General features: G+C 71.0%; 18 protein-coding genes. 11 read left to right on the top strand and 7 right to left on the bottom strand.

Annotated features, from left to right (window positions below; genetic code table 11):
* Positions 1-132: 132 nt before the first annotated feature.
* The 6 genes from dacB (at position 133) to folE (ending at position 7667) form a co-directional block, all read left to right on the top strand.
* Positions 133-1557: a D-alanyl-D-alanine carboxypeptidase/D-alanyl-D-alanine-endopeptidase gene (dacB, locus tag ACIBEA_RS26395; protein WP_399264968.1), complete on the top strand. Its 1425-nt coding sequence runs from the start codon at positions 133-135 to the stop codon at positions 1555-1557.
* A 49-nt stretch (positions 1558-1606) separates the two neighbouring features.
* The gene (locus ACIBEA_RS26390; RefSeq protein ID WP_399264966.1) at positions 1607-2734 is read left to right on the top strand and encodes a zinc-dependent metalloprotease; all 1128 of its coding nucleotides are present in this window, start codon (positions 1607-1609) and stop codon (positions 2732-2734) included.
* Between the two features lie 255 nt (positions 2735-2989).
* Positions 2990-4075 carry a tRNA lysidine(34) synthetase TilS gene (gene tilS / locus ACIBEA_RS26385; protein ID WP_399264964.1) on the top strand — a complete coding sequence of 362 codons (1086 nt, stop codon included), beginning with the start codon at positions 2990-2992 and terminating at the stop codon, positions 4073-4075.
* Between the two features lie 77 nt (positions 4076-4152).
* Positions 4153-4713 (top strand): hypoxanthine phosphoribosyltransferase, encoded by a 561-nt coding sequence (hpt, locus tag ACIBEA_RS26380; protein ID WP_356406650.1) that lies wholly within the window; start codon positions 4153-4155, stop codon positions 4711-4713.
* A gap of 192 nt (positions 4714-4905) precedes the next feature.
* The gene (gene ftsH, locus ACIBEA_RS26375; protein ID WP_399264962.1) at positions 4906-6939 is read left to right on the top strand and encodes an ATP-dependent zinc metalloprotease FtsH; all 2034 of its coding nucleotides are present in this window, start codon (positions 4906-4908) and stop codon (positions 6937-6939) included.
* A gap of 116 nt (positions 6940-7055) precedes the next feature.
* On the top strand, positions 7056-7667 hold the full coding sequence (gene folE / locus ACIBEA_RS26370; RefSeq protein WP_399264960.1) for a GTP cyclohydrolase I FolE: 612 nt from the start codon (positions 7056-7058) through the stop codon (positions 7665-7667).
* 110 nt (positions 7668-7777) lie between these two features.
* Here the strand turns inward: folE and ACIBEA_RS26365 are convergent, their stop codons facing one another.
* From ACIBEA_RS26365 to ACIBEA_RS26340, 6 genes are all read right to left on the bottom strand, one after another.
* On the bottom strand, positions 7778-8257 hold the full coding sequence (locus tag ACIBEA_RS26365) for a DUF3180 domain-containing protein (RefSeq protein WP_399264959.1): 480 nt from the start codon (positions 8255-8257) through the stop codon (positions 7778-7780).
* A gap of 48 nt (positions 8258-8305) precedes the next feature.
* Entirely contained in the window at positions 8306-8914 is a 609-nt protein-coding gene (gene folK / locus ACIBEA_RS26360) for a 2-amino-4-hydroxy-6-hydroxymethyldihydropteridine diphosphokinase (RefSeq protein WP_399264957.1), read from the bottom strand.
* Complete coding sequence (folB, locus tag ACIBEA_RS26355) at positions 8911-9270, bottom strand: dihydroneopterin aldolase (RefSeq protein WP_354380610.1); 360 nt, start codon at positions 9268-9270, stop codon at positions 8911-8913. The genes folK and folB overlap by 4 nt, the downstream gene beginning before the upstream one ends.
* Positions 9271-9398: 128 nt before the next feature.
* Complete coding sequence (locus tag ACIBEA_RS26350) at positions 9399-9842, bottom strand: nuclear transport factor 2 family protein (protein ID WP_385786570.1); 444 nt, start codon at positions 9840-9842, stop codon at positions 9399-9401.
* Positions 9843-9891: 49 nt separating this feature from the next.
* On the bottom strand, positions 9892-10761 hold the full coding sequence (folP, locus tag ACIBEA_RS26345; RefSeq protein WP_399264954.1) for a dihydropteroate synthase: 870 nt from the start codon (positions 10759-10761) through the stop codon (positions 9892-9894).
* A gap of 92 nt (positions 10762-10853) precedes the next feature.
* Entirely contained in the window at positions 10854-12704 is a 1851-nt protein-coding gene (locus tag ACIBEA_RS26340) for a phosphatidylglycerol lysyltransferase domain-containing protein (protein ID WP_399264953.1), read from the bottom strand.
* 151 nt (positions 12705-12855) lie between these two features.
* Between ACIBEA_RS26340 and ACIBEA_RS26335 the strand changes: the two genes are divergently transcribed.
* Positions 12856-13965 (top strand): alpha/beta hydrolase, encoded by a 1110-nt coding sequence (locus tag ACIBEA_RS26335; RefSeq protein ID WP_399264951.1) that lies wholly within the window; start codon positions 12856-12858, stop codon positions 13963-13965.
* 117 nt (positions 13966-14082) lie between these two features.
* Here ACIBEA_RS26335 and ACIBEA_RS26330 read toward each other — a convergent pair whose 3' ends face one another.
* Positions 14083-15048 (bottom strand): ABC transporter ATP-binding protein, encoded by a 966-nt coding sequence (locus tag ACIBEA_RS26330; protein ID WP_399264949.1) that lies wholly within the window; start codon positions 15046-15048, stop codon positions 14083-14085.
* A 143-nt stretch (positions 15049-15191) separates the two neighbouring features.
* On the opposite strand from ACIBEA_RS26330, the gene ACIBEA_RS26325 reads away from it, so the two are divergent.
* The 4 genes from ACIBEA_RS26325 to ACIBEA_RS26310 all read left to right on the top strand — a co-directional run bounded on the left by ACIBEA_RS26325 (position 15192) and on the right by ACIBEA_RS26310 (position 18942).
* Positions 15192-15869, top strand: a complete 678-nt coding sequence (locus ACIBEA_RS26325) for an ABC transporter permease (RefSeq protein WP_399264947.1) — start codon at positions 15192-15194, stop codon at positions 15867-15869.
* Between the two features lie 4 nt (positions 15870-15873).
* Entirely contained in the window at positions 15874-16545 is a 672-nt protein-coding gene (locus ACIBEA_RS26320) for an ABC transporter permease (RefSeq protein WP_399264945.1), read from the top strand.
* 94 nt (positions 16546-16639) lie between these two features.
* A complete protein-coding gene (locus ACIBEA_RS26315) occupies positions 16640-17632 on the top strand; it encodes an ABC transporter substrate-binding protein (protein ID WP_399264943.1) in 993 nt (330 codons plus the stop codon).
* Positions 17633-17763: 131 nt separating this feature from the next.
* On the top strand, positions 17764-18942 hold the full coding sequence (locus ACIBEA_RS26310) for a hypothetical protein (protein WP_399264941.1): 1179 nt from the start codon (positions 17764-17766) through the stop codon (positions 18940-18942).

The raw sequence follows: 18942 nt of genomic DNA, 5'->3' as shown, positions 1-18942 counted from the left end.
ATTGCTTCGAGACTGCTGTGATCCGCGTGCGCGTCCGGCCCAGCCCTGCGGGTGGGGTGCCATGCTCGCGGCAAGACTCAGTGGTTAAGTGTCCCTCACGCATACGTGTGATCGCGAAAGGGGCTGGTCGAGGTGCCATTGATCAAGACATGGCAGCTCATCGCCGGTTCGGCCCTCGCGGGCCTGGCCCTGTCGGCCGGTGCGGTGGTCGCGGCCGGTCCGTGGGACTCCGGCCAGCGTAAGGCCGAGCGGGTCGCAGCCGCCTCCTGGGGCCGTACGGGTGGCGGAGATCACGAGGAATATGTCACTCCGCTCGCCGCGCCGAGCGCCCCGGGCGTCCTGGCGCCGTTGAACGCCCCCCGATCCGCCCCGGTCGCCCCGGCCGGGAACAGCGACGCCCTCGCCGCCGCGCTGCGGCCGCTGCTGGCCGATTCCGCGCTCGGCACGGTCCGCGGCGCCTCGGTGGTCGAGGCGGCCACCGGCCGGGTGCTCTTCGACAGCGGCTCGCGCGAGGCGCTGACCCCCGCCTCCACGATCAAGATCGCCACCGCCACGGCGGCGCTCGCCGCCCTCGGCCCCGAGCACCGCATCCGCACCACCGTCGTCCCCGACCAGGGCGGTCGGATCGTCCTCGTCGGCGGCGGCGACCCCTCGCTCAGCGCCCGCAAGAAGAACCCGGCGGGTCCCGGCGGCAGCCTCGTCGCCCTCGCCGCCGACACCGCCCAGGCGCTGCGCTCCGCCAACACCGACACGGTCACCCTCGGGTACGACGCCACGCTCTTCAGCGGCCCCGCCCGTCACCCGATCGGCGCCAACGACAACATCGCGCCCGTCAGCGCCCTGATGGCCGACGAGGGGCGCTCCGACGAATCCTTCTCCGGCCCGGTGGGGCGCACCGACGACCCCGCCAAGGACGCCGCCGGCGCCTTCGCCGACCTGCTGCGCGAGCGCGGGATCAAGGTCACCGGCGACCCCGCCCCGGCCAAGGCCCCGGCGGGCGCCGCGCCGCTGGCCGTCACCCTCTCCACCCCGCTGGGCGCCCTCGTCGAGCGGATGCTGACCAACAGCGACAACGACATCGCGGAGGCGCTGGCCCGCCAGACCGCGCTCGCTGCCTCGAAGCCCGCGAGCTTCGAGGGCGGCGAGCAGGCCGTCACCGAGCGGCTCGCCGGCCTCGGGGTCGACCTGAGCGGTGCCCGCTTCGCCGACGGCAGCGGGCTGAACCGGGCCGACAAGGTCAGCGCCGGGCTGCTCACCGCCCTGCTGACCAAGGCCGCCGACCCGGCCCGCCCCGCGCTGCGCCCCGTTCTCACCGGGCTGCCGGTGGCCGGGTTCAGCGGCACCCTGCGGGCCCGCAACGCCGGCGCCTCACCCGCGGCGGGGCTGCTGCGGGCCAAGACCGGCACGCTCACCGGGGTGAACTCGCTGGCCGGTACGGTCGTCGACCCCTCCGGGCGGCTGCTCGTCTTCGCGTTCCTGACGGCGAACACCCCGGCCCCGGACGCCGCCGAGAAGGCCCTGGACAAGCTCGCGGCCACCATCGCCACCACGCCGTAGCCCCGTCCGGGGGGATCCGCCCGGCGGCCCGTCCACGTACCGTTGACGCATGACGAGCATCGGTGGTGTGGAGATGGTCGACTGGAATCTCGCGGTGACGACCGCGACCCGGCTCGTACGGCCCGGCCCGGAGATCACCCGGGACGAGGCGCGAGCCGTGGTGGCGGAACTGCGCGAGCACGCCAGGACCTCGGAACGGCACGTGCGCGAGTTCACGAGGATGATGCCCGAGGGGTCGGTCGTCGAGGACACGCCGGTCCTGGTCGTCGACAGGGCCGGATGGGTCAAGGCCAATGTGGCGGGGTTCCGGGAGCTGCTGGGGCCCCTGCTCGGCAAGATGCAGGAGCGGCGCGGCAGCACGCCCGGCGGGGCCGTCCTCGGCGCGGTCGGCGGCAAGGTGACCGGGGTCGAGCTGGGGATGCTGCTGAGCTTCCTGTCCTCGCGCGTGCTCGGTCAGTACGAGACCTTCGCGCCGGTCTCCCGGGACCTGCCGGGTTCCGCGACGGGGGGCGGGCGGCTGCTGCTGGTGGCGCCCAACATCGTGCACGTCGAGCGCGAGCTGGAGGTCAACCCGCACGACTTCCGCCTGTGGGTGTGCCTGCACGAGGAGACGCACCGTACCCAGTTCACCGCCGTGCCGTGGCTGCGGGAGCACCTGGAGGGCGAGATCCAGACGTTCCTCGGCGCCACCGAGATGGACCCCATGACCGTGCTGGAGCGGCTGCGCGAAGCCGCGCAGTCCCTGGTCGGGGCACGTCCGGACGGTGAGCGCGGGGAAGAGGGGCGCTCCTTGGTGGAGCTCGTCCAGACCCCCGAGCAGCGGGAGGTGCTGGGGCGGCTGACGGCGGTGATGTCCCTGCTGGAGGGCCACGCGGACTTCGTCATGGACGGGGTCGGCCCGGAGGTGGTGCCCTCGGTCGCGGAGATCCGGGAGAAGTTCCAGACCCGCCGGGCCAGCGGCGCCGGACGGCTCGACGCGGCCCTGCGCAAGCTGCTGGGCCTGGACGCGAAGCTGCGTCAGTACCGGGACGGCGAGCGCTTCGTCCGCGCGGTCGTCGGGCAGGTCGGAATGGACGGTTTCAATCGGGTATGGACCTCACCGAACACATTGCCGACCAAAGCGGAGATCGCCAAGCCCGCGGACTGGGTGGCCCGCGTCCACCGGCGGGGGGAGTGAAAAGGGGTGAACGAGGGGGCGTAAAGCTGTCTCGTTGGGGGAAGCAGCATCACCCGTCCGAGGGACCGTGAGCCGATGAAGGGCGTGCGATGCTCAGGGAACGGCTCGGTTCTGTCACCATCGACGCACTCTGAGTGACAGTCCGTCCTCTCGTGGAACCTTCCGCGGGGCCGGCGGGCGCAGCCGAGCAGCACCCCGAGCGCGCACCACCCCAACGCCTCCGAGGCATCCGAACTCCACCGAAGGGCACCGGACATGGGTCCCCATCCTGCGGTCGCGGCGATACGCCTGGCGGTCCGCCGCGTACTCCACGACGTCCTGACCGACCTGACCGACCCCACCGAACGCCGCACCGCCCCCGCTGCCCGCCGCGCCGACCGCGCCGACAGCAGGGCCCGCACCGACCGAACCGGCGGCCCGCAGCCGCTCGTGCTCGTCGCATGCTCCGGTGGCGCCGACTCCATGGCGCTCGCCTCCGCCCTCGCCTTCGAGGCCCCCAAACTCGGCATCCGGGCCGGCGGCATCACCGTCGACCACGGCCTCCAGGACGGCTCCGACCTGCGCGCCGCCGAGGTCGTCAGCCGGATGACCGCACTCCACCTGGAACCGGCGGAAGCCATCGCCGTGCGCGTCGGCCGCGACGGCGGACCCGAGGCCGCCGCCCGCGACGCCCGCTACGCCGCCCTGGACGAGGCCGCCGACCGGCTCGGCGCCGCCACCGTCCTGCTCGGCCACACCCGTGACGACCAGGCGGAAACCGTCCTGCTGGGGCTGGCCCGCGGTTCCGGCATCCGGTCCCTGTCCGGGATGGCCGAGATCTCCGGCGGTCCCGGCCGCACCGGACGCTACCGCCGCCCGTTCCTGCACATCGACCGGCAGACCGCCCGCAAGGCCTGCATGGTCCAGTCCCTGGCCGTCTGGGACGACCCGCACAACATCGACCCCGCCTACACCCGCTCCCGGCTGCGCCACGAGGGGCTGCCCGCCCTGGAGAAGGCGCTCGGCAAGGGAGTGGTCGAGGCCCTCGCCCGGACCGCCCAGCTCTCCCGGGACGACGCCGACGCCCTCGACGCCTGGGCCGCCGACGCGGAGTCCGCCGTACGGGACGAGCTCGGCCAGCTGGAGTGCGCCAAGCTCTTCGCCCTGCCCCCGGCCGTTCGCCGCCGTGTGCTGCGCCGGGCCGTCCTGTCGGCCGGTTCCCCCGCCGGTTCGCTGTTCGCCCGCCACATCGAGGAAGTGGACCGCCTGATCACGGGTTGGCGCGGTCAGGGCGCCATCAACCTGCCCGGCCGGGTCGAGGCCCAGCGCCAGGGTGGCAGACTGGTCATCCGGCAGGGCTGACGGCGATGACTGAGCCGTCGCCCCGGGCGGCTGAGTCCTCCGGGGAACCCCCGGAGCCACGGCGGACTACGAAAGTGATGCGGGTGGACGAGAAGGACATGGGCGACGACCTCCAGTCGGTGCTCATCACCAAGGAAGAGATCGACGCGAAGCTGGCCGAGCTGGCCGCGAAGATCGACGAGCAGTACGCGGGCAAGGACCTGCTCATCGTCGGCGTCCTCAAGGGCGCGGTGATGGTGATGGCGGACCTGGCACGCGCCTTGTCCACCCCCCTCACCATGGACTGGATGGCGGTGTCCTCCTACGGCGCCGGGACCCAGTCCTCCGGCGTGGTCCGCATCCTCAAGGACCTGGACACCGACATCAAGGGCAAGCACGTCCTGATCGTCGAGGACATCATCGACTCCGGTCTGACGCTGTCCTGGCTGCTGTCGAACCTGGGCTCCCGCGAGCCGGCCTCCCTGGAGGTCTGCACGCTGCTGCGCAAGCCCGACGCCGCGAAGGTCGCCATCGACGTCCGCTGGGTGGGCTTCGACATCCCCAACGAGTTCGTCGTCGGTTACGGCCTCGACTACGCGGAGAAGTACCGCAACCTGCCGTTCGTGGGCACGCTCGCCCCGCACGTCTACGGCGGCTGATCCCACCGCCCCCGGGTCCCCCTCGGGGAACCTGGGGGCGATTCCCGCCGTTGGAGCATGCGAAGGCGGGTCTGTCAGCCGTCCCACGAGGCCGCGGGTGACAATTCAGGGGTACATTCCGAAGAACAGTCTTTACTCACAGCAGCATTTACCTACGGGCAGGAGGGACGGGGTGCTCTGCGCCCCGTATGGATGGACGTGAAGCGATACTTCCGTGGGCCGGTCATGTGGATCGTGCTGGCCGTCCTCGCCGTGGTCGTGTTGATGAACGTCGTCGGCTCCGGCGGCGGCTACAAGTCGGTGGAGACCAGCGAGGTCATCAAGGCGATCAACCAGGACCAGGTGTCGAGCGCCAAGCTCACCACCGGTGACAGCCAGATGATCAAGATCGAGCTGAAGAGTGGCGAGAAGCTCGGTAAGAACGACGGCACCAAGTTCCAGGCCAACTACATCGGGGACCAGGGCGTCGCGCTCGCCAAGGACCTCCAGACCAAGTACGACTCGGGCAAGATCGCGGACGGGTACACCGTCTCGCCGGACAAGACCAGCCCGTTCCTCAGCGTCCTGCTGAGCCTGCTGCCCTTCGTCCTGATCGTCGTGGTCTTCCTGTTCCTGATGAATCAGATGCAGGGCGGCGGCTCCCGAGTCATGAACTTCGGGAAGTCCAAGGCCAAGCTGATCACCAAGGACACCCCGAAGACGACGTTCGCCGATGTGGCGGGCTCGGACGAGGCGGTGGAGGAGCTCCACGAGATCAAGGAGTTCCTGCAGGAGCCGGCCAAGTTCCAGGCCGTCGGCGCGAAGATCCCCAAGGGCGTGCTGCTCTACGGCCCGCCCGGCACCGGCAAGACCCTGCTCGCGCGCGCTGTCGCGGGCGAAGCCGGTGTTCCCTTCTACTCGATCTCCGGTTCCGACTTCGTCGAGATGTTCGTCGGTGTCGGTGCCTCGCGTGTCCGTGACCTGTTCGAACAGGCCAAGGCCAACGCTCCGGCGATCGTCTTCGTCGATGAGATCGACGCCGTCGGCCGGCACCGCGGTGCGGGTCTCGGTGGCGGTCACGACGAGCGCGAGCAGACCCTCAACCAGCTGCTGGTCGAGATGGACGGCTTCGACGTGAAGGGCGGCGTCATCCTGATCGCCGCCACGAACCGTCCGGACATCCTCGACCCGGCGCTCCTGCGCCCCGGCCGTTTCGACCGCCAGATCGCGGTGGACCGTCCGGACATGCAGGGCCGGCTGGAGATCCTCAAGGTCCACCAGAAGGGCAAGCCGGTCGCCCCGGACGTCGACCTGGGCGCTGTTGCCCGTCGTACGCCCGGCTTCACCGGTGCGGACCTGGCGAACGTGCTGAACGAAGCCGCGCTGCTCACCGCGCGCGGGGACCGGAAGCTGATCGACAACCACGCCCTGGACGAGGCGATCGACCGCGTCGTGGCGGGCCCGCAGAAGCGGACCCGGATCATGTCGGACCGGGAAAAGAAGATCACCGCGTACCACGAGGGCGGCCACGCCCTGGTCGCGGCGGCTTCCCCGAACTCCGACCCGGTCCACAAGATCACGATCCTGTCCCGTGGCCGTGCCCTGGGTTACACCATGGTGCTGCCGGACGAGGACAAGTACTCCACGACGCGCAATGAAATGCTCGACCAGCTCGCGTACATGCTGGGCGGTCGCGCGGCCGAGGAACTGGTCTTCCACGACCCGACCACGGGCGCCGCGAACGACATCGAGAAGGCCACCGCCACGGCCCGCGCGATGGTCACCCAGTACGGCATGACGGAGCGCCTGGGCGCGATCAAGTTCGGTGGCGACAACACCGAACCGTTCCTGGGCCGCGACATGACGCACCAGCGCGACTACTCGGAAGAGGTCGCCGCGCTGGTCGACGAAGAGGTCAAGAAGCTGATCGAGACGGCGCACAACGAGGCCTGGGAAATCCTGGTCGAGAACCGCGACGTGCTCGACAACCTCGTCCTCGCGCTGCTGGAGAAGGAAACGCTGAACAAGGAGCAGATCGCCGAGGTCTTCTCGACGATCGTGAAGCGTCCGGCCCGCCCCGCGTGGACCGGATCCTCCCGCCGTACCCCGTCGACCCGTCCGCCGGTGCTCTCCCCCCGGGAGCTGTCCCTGACGAACGCGGCGAACGGCAGCTCGGCCCCCGTCACGACTCCGGTCTCCACGGAGAAGAGCCCCGAGGCGGTCCCGGAGGACCGTCCCGAGAGCTGACAGGGCGAGCCCTCCGGAATGGATGCCGCGGTCCCCAGGTTCTAGCCTGGGGACCGCGGCACTTTTACATGTCCAGCACTGCTGCCCAGCACTGCAATGGCAGGAACGAGGAAGAGATGACCGATCCGGTGACCCTGGTGGATGGCGAGGGCACGGCGGCCCGCGAGTTCGACGAGAAGCGCGCCGAAGCGGCGGTGCGCGAGCTCCTCCTCGCGGTCGGCGAGAACCCGGACCGCGAGGGCCTTCTGGAGACCCCGGCGCGGGTGGCCCGCGCCTACCGGGAGATCCTGGCGGGCCTGTGGCAGGAGCCGGAGGACGTGCTCACCACGACCTTCGACCTCGGGCACGACGAGATGGTCCTGGTGAAGGACATCGAGATCGTCAGCCTCTGCGAGCACCACCTGCTGCCCTTCCACGGCGTGGCCCACGTCGGCTACATCCCGGCCGAGTCCGGCAAGATCACCGGTCTGTCGAAGCTGGCCCGGCTGGTCGAGGTCTACGCCCGCCGCCCGCAGGTGCAGGAACGACTCACCACCCAGATAGCCGACTCGCTGATGCGCATCCTGGAAGCCCGCGGAGCGATCGTCGTGATCGAGGCCGAGCACATGTGCATGTCGGTCCGCGGCATCCGCAAGCCGGGCGCCAAGACCCTCACCTCGGCGGTCCGCGGCCAGCTCCGCGACCCCGCGACCCGCAGCGAGGCCATGAGCCTCATCGTGGCCCGCTGAAGCCGTAGCGGGTGGCCGGTCCCGGGAGGGACGGGCGGCCCCGTCGCCGCCGCACACGAAAGGACGGCCGTCGCGCGTGCGACGGCCGTCCTTTCGTACGTGTACCGGGGTCAGGCGCGGGCGGTCGCGTCGTCCTCGTCGTCCGGGAGGCGCAGGACGCGCTCCAGGAAGAGGGCCGCGGCGACCACCGCGACGCCCGCCAGGACCGAGAAGCCCGCGTAGTAGGCCTGCTCGCGGCGGGCGGGCACGTCCAGGCCGTTCGCCAGGAGGAAGACCCCCACACCGCCGTACATGCCCGCCACGAGGGCCGCCACCAGCGCGCTGGCCTGCCCGAAGACCACCGCGCGGGCCGCCATCAGGGGATCCACGCCCTTGGCGCCCGGTCGGCGCTCGCGCTGGGCCTTGAGGCGGCCGCGCAGCGAGAGGGCCGTGGCGCACAGCACGGCGGCGATCACCGCGAGCACGACCGGGGCGGCCAGTGGCACCCCCGGCAGGGTCCCGTAGGCGTTCCACAGTCGGGCGCCGGCCCAGGACAGCACCCCGGCGACGGCGAAGATGCCCGCCAGGACGGCCGGCCTCAATTGCTTCACGTGCCTGTTCCCCGCTTTCTCAGCCAACAGCAGTGAACAGGCTAACGACTACTCCGGCAGGTGGAGTTCCAGGTCGGGGCGCGCCGTGACGCCGTCCAGACCGATTCCCGCCAGCAGCCCGGCGACCGGACCGTGGCCCGCGATCTCCGCCTCGGGGTCGACGTCCTGCCAGGGGGCCAGTACGAAGGCCCGCAGGTGCGCCCGCGGGTGCGGGAGGGTGAGCGTCGGGTCGTCGGAGACCACGTCGGCGTACGCGACGATGTCGACGTCGATCGTGCGCGGCCCCCAGCGCTCCTCGCGGACGCGGTCGAAGGCCTCTTCGATGGCGTGTCCGCGCTCCAGCAGGGAGGACGGCGGCAGCGTGGTCTTCACCCGGACCACGGCGTTGAAGTAGGACGGCTGGGAGCCGGGCTCGACGCCCCAGGGCTCCGTCTCGTACACGGTGGAGACGCCCTTGACCCGAAGGCCCGGGGTGTCGCCGAGGGCGTCGATGGCGCCCTGGAGGGTCTCCAGGCGGTTGCCGAGGTTCGCGCCGAGCGCGATGACGGCCCAGCGGGGGTTGGAGAGCGTGACGTCCGCCGCGTCCACCGTCTCGACGACGGAGGCGGGGACCGGCTGTACGGTCGGGTCGCTCTGTGCGTTCAGTCCGTTGTTCATGCGCGGCTCCGGGTGATCGTGATGGTCACGTCGTCGAAGGGGACGGTGATCGGCGCGTCGGGTTTGTGCACGACGACCTCCACCTGCGCGACGGCGTCGTGCTTGAGGCAGCGCTGGGCGATCCGCTCGGCCAGGGTCTCGATCAGGTCGACCGGCTCGCCCTGGACGACCTCCACGACCTCCTCGGCCACCACGCCGTAGTGCACGGTCTTGGCCAGGTCGTCGTCCGAGGCGGCCGGCCGGGTGTCGATGTGGAGCACCAGGTCGACGATGAAGGTCTGGCCTTCCTCGCGTTCCCGGGGGAAGACGCCGTGGTGTCCGCGAGCCTTGAGGCCGCGCAGCGCGATGCGATCCACGCGAATCACTCCTGCTTTCGTAGGTGCTGCCGTCCGGGACTCCCCGGGGCATGGGCCTGAGCCGAGTGCGGTCGGCGTCGTCCGTCTTCGAATTTACCTGCGATAAACGGCAGACCGTGCCGACGGGGTCAGGAAGGGTCCTCGTCCTCGTCCTCGTCGGAGTCCGTGAGCACCGGAGAACCGTGGTGGGACCACAGCCGCCAGCCCTCCGATGTGCGACGGAACACATTCGTCGCGACGACCAGCTGTCCCACGAGGGGGCCCAGCTCGCCGCCGTCCTCGGCGGGCCCGCCGCTGAGGATGTTCTCGGTGCAGGTGACCACGGCCGTATCGGCGATCACGGCCACCTTGGTGTCGGTCAGGAAGAACTGGATGTACTCGGTGTGGCTCATGATCAGGGCGTACGAGCGCAGGACCTCGCCACGGCCCGCCAGCACCGGCCAGCCCGGGTGGACGCAGGAGATCTCGTCCTCCAGCCAGAGGGCCGAGAGCGCGTCGAAGTCCCCCTGCTCCATCGCCTCGTAGAAGGCCGTGTTGACCTCTTCGACCGCTTCGATGTCGGTACGGCTCACCGTGCCCCTTCCCCTGCGGGTCCGCCCGCGGTGCTGATCACTGTGCGGATCACAGTGCCCCTTCCACGGCGCGGGCCACCCGAACCGCGTCCGCCGTCGCCCGTACCTCGTGGACCCGGACCGCCCAGGCGCCCTCGTGCGCCGCGATCGCGGAGACGGCCGCGGTGGCCGCGTCCCGCTCGCGGGCGGGCGGGGGAGCGGACCGCGCACCCGCCAGCACCCGGCCGAGGAACCGCTTGCGGGAGGCCGCGACCAGCAGCGGGAAGCCCAGCGCGCGCAGCGCGGGGAGGTGGGCGACGAGCGCCAGGTCGTGCTCGGCGTTCTTGGCGAAGCCCAGACCGGGGTCCACGAGGAGCCGCCCGGGGGCGATCCCGCCCTCGATGACGGCGTCGAGCCGCACCCGCAGCTCGGCGGTGACCTCGGCGACGACGTCGTCGTAGACGGCGAGGCCGTTCATGCCGTCGCTGAAGCCGCGCCAGTGCATGACCACGAAGGGCACCTCGGCGGCCGCGACGGCCGCGATCATGCCGGGGTCGGCCAGTCCGCCGCTCACATCGTTGACCAGCACCGCGCCCGCCTCGACGGCCCGCGCGGCCACGGCGGCGCGCATGGTGTCGACGGACACGGCGACGCCCTCGGAGGCCAGGCCGCGCACCACGGGGACGACCCGGCGCAGCTCCTCCTCCTCGTCGACCCGGCTCGCACCGGGCCGGGTGGACTCGCCGCCGACGTCCACGAGGTCGGCGCCCTGGGCCACCAGGTCCAGCCCGCGCTTGACGGCCGCGGTGGTGTCGAACCAGCGTCCGCCGTCGGAGAAGGAGTCGGGGGTGACGTTGACGACGCCCATGACCCCGCAGCGGTCCCACTCGGGCAGACCCGTGACCGAGCCCCGGGCGGCGGCCCCGCGCTTGTTGTTCATAGGTCCAGGGTAGAGCTGCCCTGCGGATGACAGGGCCCCGGTGCCTGTCGGCTGCCGGGGCCCTGGTGTTCGTACGCGGGTGCGCACCGCGGTTACGCGGCCTGGACCTTGCGGTCGGCCTGGGACGGCACGGTGGCGTCGTGGTCGTGCGCGCAGGTGCGGACCGGCTTCGGGCGCCGGCGGGCGGCGAAGAGGCGCGGCAGGGCGACCGTCACGAAGCCCTCCGCCTGCATCACGGCGAAACCGATGCGGGGCAGGTCGCGGCTGCTGCGGTAGACCATGAAGCGCGGCTCCCAGCGGGGCCGGAACTTCTCGTTGAACTTGTACAGCGACTCGATCTGGAACCAGCGCGAGAGGAAGACCAGCAGCCCGCGCCACATGCGCAGGACCGGGCCGGCGCCGATCTTCTCGCCGCGGGCGAGCGCCGCGCGGAACATCGCGAAGTTCAGCGAGACCTTCTCGATGCCCAGGCCGGGCGAGGCCTCCAGGGAGGCCACGATCAGCAGCTCGTTCATGCCGGGGTCGGCGGCGCGGTCGCGGCGCATCATCTCCAGCGACATGCCGTCCTTGCCCCACGGGACGAAGTGGAGGACGGCCTTCAGGTCGCCGTACGGGCTGGTGTCGCCCTCCTGGACGCGGTGGGCGGTGGCGATGAAGCAGTCACCGTCACCCGGGTCGCCGACCCGGCCCAGGGCCATGGAGAAGCCGCGCTCGGTGTCGGTGCCGCGCCAGGCCTCCGCGGCGCCGCGCACCTGCTCCAGCTCGCCCTCGGTCAGCTCGCTGACGCGTCGGACCTTGGTCGTGTAGCCGTTGCGCTCGATGCGCTTGACCATCTGGCGGACGTTGCGCATCGCGCGCCCGGAGAGGGAGAAGTCTTTGACGTCGACGATCGCCTCGTCGCCCAGCTCCAGGGCGTCCAGACCGGTCTCACGGGTCCACACCTCGCCGCCGGTCTCGGAGCAGCCGACGACGGCCGGGGTCCAGGAGTGGGCCTTGGCCTCCTCCATGAAGCGCTCGATCGCGCCGGGCCAGGCCTCGACGTCTCCTATGGGGTCGCCGGAGGCGAGCATCACGCTGGAGACGACGCGGTAGGTGACGGCGGCCTTGCCGCTGGGGGAGAAGACGACGGCCTTGTCGCGGCGGAGCGCGAAGTGGCCGAGCGAGTCGCGGCCGCCGTGCTTGGTGAGCAGCTCGCGCAGCTTGGTCTCGTCGTCCTCGGTGAGCCGCGCGGCCGGGTGCTCGGGGCGGAAGGCGAGGTACATGGTGGTCAGCGCGGTCAGCATGCCGAGCGCGCCGAGGGAGTAGCCAACGGTCCAGGAGATCCGGCCGGCGTAGTCGACGGGACCCTCGAAGCCGAAGATGCCGTAGACGACGTGGGTGATCTGCTCGTACAGGCTCGGGTCGCCGACGACCTTGCTCGGGTGCGAGTTCACGATGACCAGACCGAGGCCGATCGAGCCCGCGCTCATCAGGACGAAGTTGGCGAGGGCCTTCCAGCGGCTGCGGGGGTCCGGCAGCGCCTTGAATTCACCCTGATGGCGCAGCAGCAGCGCGAGGAGCGCCGCGGCCAGCAGCACGCCGACGATCGAGTGCCGGTAGGTGAACTGCGCGACCGCGCCCGCGGGCAGCAGGACGACCGCGGCCCGCCAGGCCCGGCGCTTGCGGCGCTTGAGGCCGTGCGCGAGTAGAAGGAGCAGCACGCCCGCGCTGATGGCGAGGGCGGCGGCGAAGGGGCCGAGCGATCCTGGGATCACCTCGGTGAAGGCGTGGATCCTGCTGTGCCGAAAGCGCGGGAAGACACCGGCGATGATGTCGAGGAATCCGACGATCATGACGGCCGTGCCTACCAGCCCGGGTACGGCCTCCGGTCGTGGCCCGCGAAGGATTCGGCGGACCCGACTCGGAACCTGTCCCGACTTATCGCCATCTATCCTGCTAGACATCGCTTCCCGTTGCTCCGCGAGAGATCATTGACCGAAGGCCCTGACAGCCTTCGGAGTGTGGTGCGTCCAGTAGGACGACGCGAAGGGGGAGCGGGTTCACTCCTTCTTCGGAAAAACTCGTCCTGCCACTCAGAAAGACGGCTTACTGCTCATGGGTCTCACCAGCAATCTGGTTCTGGCGTTGGCCATCATCGCCGGTGTGCTGCTGTTCGCGGCAACGGTCTGGTTCTGGCCGCGGCTCTCGGGCCGCACGTTCCGTGCGTACACCGGTCGCATCGCGCTCCTGCTCGCGACGCAGCTGGCGCTGTTCTCCGCAGTCGGCCTCGCGGCCAACAAGTCCTTCCTCTTCTACGGATCCTGGGCCGACCTCTTCGGCCAGGAGACCACGATGGGCAAGGTCGTCGACCACTCGATGAGCAGCAAGGACATCAAGGTCGTCGACAAGCAGAAGCTCGACGTCCCGGGGGGCGGCCGTCCGGCCGTCGGCGGACAGATCCTGAAGGTCTCGATAGCGGGTGAGAAGTCGAAGATAACGAGTCCGGGCTACGTCTGGCTGCCGCCGGAATACTTCCAGCCGCAGCACGCGAAGGCCAACTTTCCGGCCGGGATCGTCCTGACCGGCTACCCGGGCACGGCGGAGAACCTGATCAAAGGGCTGAACTACCCGATGACGGCCTATAAGCAGGCCAAAGCGGGCAAGATGAAGCCGATGATCCTGGTCATGCTCCGCCCGACCGTCGCCCCGCCGCGCGACACCGAGTGCGTGGACGTCCCGGGCGGTCCGCAGACCGAGACCTTCTTCGCGCAGGACCTGCCGCAGGCGATCCAGTCGACCTTCCGGGTCGGCAAGAAGGCCGAGAACATGGCCTTCATCGGCAACTCGACGGGCGGCTACTGCGCCCTGAAGATCGCCGCGCACCACCCGAAGACCTTCGGTACGGCCGTGGGCCTGTCCGCCTACTACGAGGCCCCGAACGACCCGACCACCGGTGACCTCTTCCACGGCGACGCCAAGCTCAAGGACCGCGCCGACGTGCTGAAGAGCCTGGCGGCCAAGCCCCCGACGGGCACGTCGTTCCTGGTCACCAGCAGTGAGAAGGGCGAGCCGAACCTCGGCGACACCCGCAAGTTCATCAAGGGCGTCAAGGGCCCGGACCGGGTCTCCTCGATCATCCTCGACAGCGGCGGCCACAACTTCAACACCTGGCGCCGCGAGATCCCCCCGATGATGGTGTGGCTGAGCGGCCGGGTCCAGGCCTGAGCCACCGGACACGCCCCCCAGCAGTGCGCAGACCCGTGACCGGCCCGATGTGGCCGGTCACACGTCTGTGCGGGGCCGGCCGCGGGGTGGACGGGCCCGTTCCGCGGCCCGCCGGGATCAGGCCCCCTGGAACTCCGCCCGGCGCAGTGCCCGGTGCACGCCCTCCGGAGTGAGTACGCCGACCAGCGCGCCGGACGCCGGGTCCGTGACCCCGATCCGGCCCGAGTCCTCCTGGAGCAGGGCCGCCAGCGCCTCGCGCAGCGTCGCCCCCAGCGCCACCGACGCGGTGGGTTCGCCGTGCCCGTCCGACGGGGCCAGGTCGGCCGCCGCCACCGCGGTCACCGCGAGCCGCTTGAGCCCCCGGTCGCTGCCCACGAAGCGGGCGACGTACTCCGTGGCGGGCGCGCCCAGCACGGCGGCCGGGCTCGCGAACTGCTCGATGGTGCCCTGGCCGTAGACGGCGATGCGGTCGCCGAGCCGGATCGCCTCCTCCAGGTCGTGCGTGACCAGCAGGATCGTCTTGTGCACGGACTTCTGCAGGGCCAACAGGTCGTTCTGCAGTCGCTCGCGGACCACCGGGTCCACCGCGCCGAACGGCTCGTCCATCAGCAGGACGGGCGGATCGGCGGCGAGCGCCCGGGCCACGCCCACGCGCTGGCGCTGACCGCCCGACAGCTGCTGGGGATAGCGGCCCCCGTAGGTGGCCGGATCCAGTCCCACCAGTTCGAGCAGCTCGGCCGCCCGGGCGCGGGCCTTCGCCTTCGGCGTGCCCACGAGCTGGGGGACGGTCGCGGTGTTCTCCAGCACCGTCTTGTGCGGGAAGAGGCCGACCTGCTGGATGACGTAGCCGATCCGGCGGCGCAGTTCGACGGGGTCGGCGGCCGCGATGTCCTCGCCCTTCAGCAGGATCCGGCCGCCGGTCGGTTCGATCAGCCGGTTGACCATCTTCATCGTGGTCGTCTTGCCGCAGCCGGACGGGCCGACGAGGGTGACCAGCTCGCCCTCGGCCACCTCGAAGGACAGGTCCTCCACCGCGGTCGTTCCGTCGGGGTAACGCTTGGTCACATGCTCGAATCGGATCACCACGCCATCTTTCCCTAAGCGGGGTTGGGTTTTGTAAAGGGAGTGTTGCCCCGTTGCGAATGATTCCGGCCGTTGTCGGTGGCTGGGGTTATGGTCGCTGTACACGCGTTCGGCGAGCGGATCGGTGACGGGGGGTGAGCGCCATGGCCGGGCAGAACTGCCTGGTGGCGAACGACTGGATCTGTTGGGACTACGTCACTTCCCGCAGCCAGGAGCTGACCGACGCCACCCTGGAGCACGTCTGGATCACCGCGGTCTCCGTCCTCATCGGCGTCGCGGTCTCCGTACCGCTGGCCCTGCTGGCCCGTCGGGGCCGGCGCTGGGCCGCGCCGGTGCTGGGCCTGACCACCCTGCTCTACACGATCCCCTCGCTCGCCATGTTCTCGCTGCTGCTGCCCTTCTTCGGGCTGTCGGCCTCCCTCGTGGTGACCGGCCTGGTGCTCTACTCGCTGACGATCCTCGTCCGCAATGTCCTGGCCGGGCTGGAAGGCGTGCCGGAGGAGGTCCGCGAGGCGGCGCGCGGCATGGGGTACGGGCCGACCCGGCTGCTGTGGCAGGTCGAACTGCCGCTCGCGCTCCCGGCCCTGCTCGCCGGGGTCCGTATCGCCACGGTCTCGACGGTCGCGCTCACGACGGTCGGTTCGATCGTCGGCAAGGGCGGCCTCGGCAATCTGATCGCGCCCGCGGTCAACAGCTCCTTCAAGGCCCAGGTGCTCACCGCCTCCGTGCTGTGCGTGCTGCTCGCCCTGGTGGCCGACCTGTTGCTGCTCGGCGTGCAGCGGCTGGTCACCCCGTGGACCCGCGCCGTGCAGGAGGGCTGAGCCGATGGGAGTGCTGGGGGACGCCTGGGACTGGCTGGCGGACGGCGCCAACTGGTCCGGTGAGAGCGGGGTCTGGCACCGGCTCGCGGAGCACGCCTTCGTGAGCGGGGTGGCGCTCGTCCTCGCCTGCGCGGTGGCCCTGCCGATCGGCCTGTGGCTCGGCCACCTCGGCAAGGGCGGCGCCCTCGCCGTCAACGTGTCCAACATCGGTCGGGCCGTGCCGGTCTTCGCCGTCCTCGCGCTGTTCATGGTCTCGCCGCTGCGCAGCGCGGGCTACGTCCCCACGATCATCGCGCTGGTGCTGTTCGCCGTACCGCCCCTGCTGACCAATGCCTACGTCGGCATGCGGGAGGTGGACCGCTCGGTGGTGGAGGCGGCCCGGGGCATGGGCATGTCGGGCGGTCAGCTCTTCCTGCGGGTGGAACTACCGCTCGCGCGCCCCCTGGTGATGACCGGTCTGCGCTCGGCGGCCGTCCAGGTCATCGCGACCGCGACGATCGCGGCCATGGTCGGCCAGGGCGGTCTGGGCCGCATCATCACGGCCGGGTTCAACACCTTCAACACCCCGCAGGTCATCGCGGGGGCCCTGCTGGTGGCGGCGCTCGCCCTGGTGGTGGAGGGGGCGCTGGTGGCCGTGGACCGGCTGCTGCTGCGTTCCGGGGCGCCGGCCCGCTGATCCCCGTCCCTCGTGCTTCCCGCTCCTCGACTCTCCTGCTTCTCGACATCCCTTCCTCAGCATCCCCGCTTCTCGACTCCTGAACGGAGCAACCATGGGCAAGACCACGCGCATCCTCGGCGCGACACTGGGTGCGGTGGCCCTCACCGCTTCGCTCTCCGCGTGCGGCGGTGACAGCCTGGAGAAGACGAAGGACGGCGACGCGTCGTCCTCCTCTTCCTCCTCCTCGTCCTCCGGGGGCAAGGGCAAGCTGGTCATCGGCGCGGCCGGCTTCACCGAGTCGAACGTGCTGGCCGAGCTGTACGCACAGGTCCTCAAGGACGCGGGCTACGGCACCTCGATCACCACGGTCAACAACCGCGAGCTGTACGAGCCGTCGCTGGAGAAGGGCGAGATCGACGTCGTCCCGGAGTACGCGGCCACCCTCGCGGAGTTCCTCAACGCCAAGGTGAACGGCTCCAAGGCGCCCGAGGACAAGCCGGTCGCCTCCAGTGACGTGACGGCGACGGTCGCCGCCCTGGAGAAGCTCGCGGGCCCGCTCGGGCTCAAGGTGCTCCCGGCCGGCGCCGCGGTCGACCAGAACGCCTTCGCGGTGACCAAGGAATTCGCGCAGAAGAACAACCTCAAGTCCCTTTCCGACCTGGGCAGGTCCGGACTGAAGGTGAAGATCGCGGCGAGTGACGAATGCACCGTCCGCCCGTTCTGCGCCGTGGGATTGAAGAAGACATACGGAATCGACATTTCCGGTATTGACCCCAAGGGCGTCGGTACCCCGCAGTCCAAGCAGGCCGTCAAGGACGGCGTCGACCAGCTCGTGCTCACCACGACCACCGACGCCACCCTCGACAGCTACGGCCTGGTGCTGCTGGAGGACGACAAGAAGCTCCAGAACGCGGACAACGTCCTGCCCGTGGTCAACGCCAAGGACGCCGGAACGCCGGAGGTCGCGGCCGCCCTCGACAAGCTCACCAAGGCGCTCACGACGGCCGATCTGGTCGATTTGAACCGCAAGGTGGATGCCGAGCGCGCCAAGCCCGCGGACGTCGCGAAGGCCTATCTGGAGTCGAAGGGACTGCTGAAGAAGTAACCCGGGAGCGGCCAAGGAGACGTGGGTCGCGAGCAGTTACACGATTGATGGGCAAATGACGGGTAACTGCCCGGGAACAGATTGCCGGGCGGTTACCCCATGAGCTCCCTACGCCCTGTAAATTTCAGGCCATGCCCCGTGGACGCCACCGCAATCCCGAACCCCTGCACCGGTTGCTCACGCCGGCGACCCTCGCAGGTGCCTCGATCACCAGCGCGGGCGTGGCCTGGCTGCTCGCGGAACCCGTGGCGCTACGGCTGCTCGTGGCCTTCGCGGGCGCGGCCGGAGTCACCGCCGCCGTCGTCATGCGCGCCTGGGACCGGGCGGCCGGGCGCCGGGTCGCGGAGCTGACCCGCGACCGGGTCAAGGACGAGTGGCGCACCGACGAGCGGATAGCCGAGCTGGAGTCCGACCTGGAGGAATCGCGCGCGCTGCGCACCAGGCTGGACGCCAAGCTGCGGGCCAAGCGGGTCGAACTGGCGGGCCTGCGCGGCGAGCACGCGGCGCTCCTGCGCCGGTACGCGACGGCCGAGACCGAGCGCGCGAGCGCGCTGGAAAGCCGACGGCTGCTGGCCATCGAGGCCGCCGCGGCCCCCGCGGTCGCACCGAAGGTGCTCCCGGCGGTCTCCGAGGAGCGCACCGCGAGCGGCGCGCCCACCCCGGTCGGGTACGCCCGCGCCCATGCGGCCCTGGGCGCCCTCGCCCGCAAGGCGGAGGCCGAGGAGTCCGACCGGCCCGAGGTGCCGAAGCCCGGAACACGGGCCGCCGGTCCGACCGGCTCGGGGGGTCGGGACGCGGTGGCCGCGACGGCGCCCGACACCCAAGTGGAAGCCGCACAGGGGACGGAAGCGGAATCCGGCGCCGCCGGCGTCACCGCTGCCCCCGCCCGGCAGCAGGCCGCCCCGCAGCAGACGGTCGCCCAGCAAGCCACCCCGCAGCAGCCCGTCGCGCACACCCGGTCCGGCCCGACCGCCGCGGTCCCGGCCCGGCGGCTCGCGGCCACCGTGGCCCCCTACGCCGCGCAGCGCCGTACGGTCTCCCGCGTCGAGGGCGGCTTCGACTTCTTCGGCACCAAGACCGCGGCCCAGGCCCGCGCCGTGATCGAGGCGGTGCAGAACGAGGACCTCGCCGACGTCGTCGGAGCCGAGGTGCTGGCCGCGCACAAGGCCGAGTCGGTGGCGGAAGCGGGCCAGGCGCAGTTCAAGCCCTCCACGCCCGAACTGCGCGCCGTGGGCCAGGTCATCGACCTGACCGCGCACGACGAGACCGAGCCGATCGACGTCGCGCAGCTGCGCACCGCGATCTCCTAG

It is taken from the genome of Streptomyces sp. NPDC051555 (genome assembly GCF_044454405.1).
GTDB lineage: Bacteria > Actinomycetota > Actinomycetes > Streptomycetales > Streptomycetaceae > Streptomyces.
Note: the sequence above shows the minus strand (reverse complement) of the source record. Positions and strands in the feature narration are given on the sequence as shown.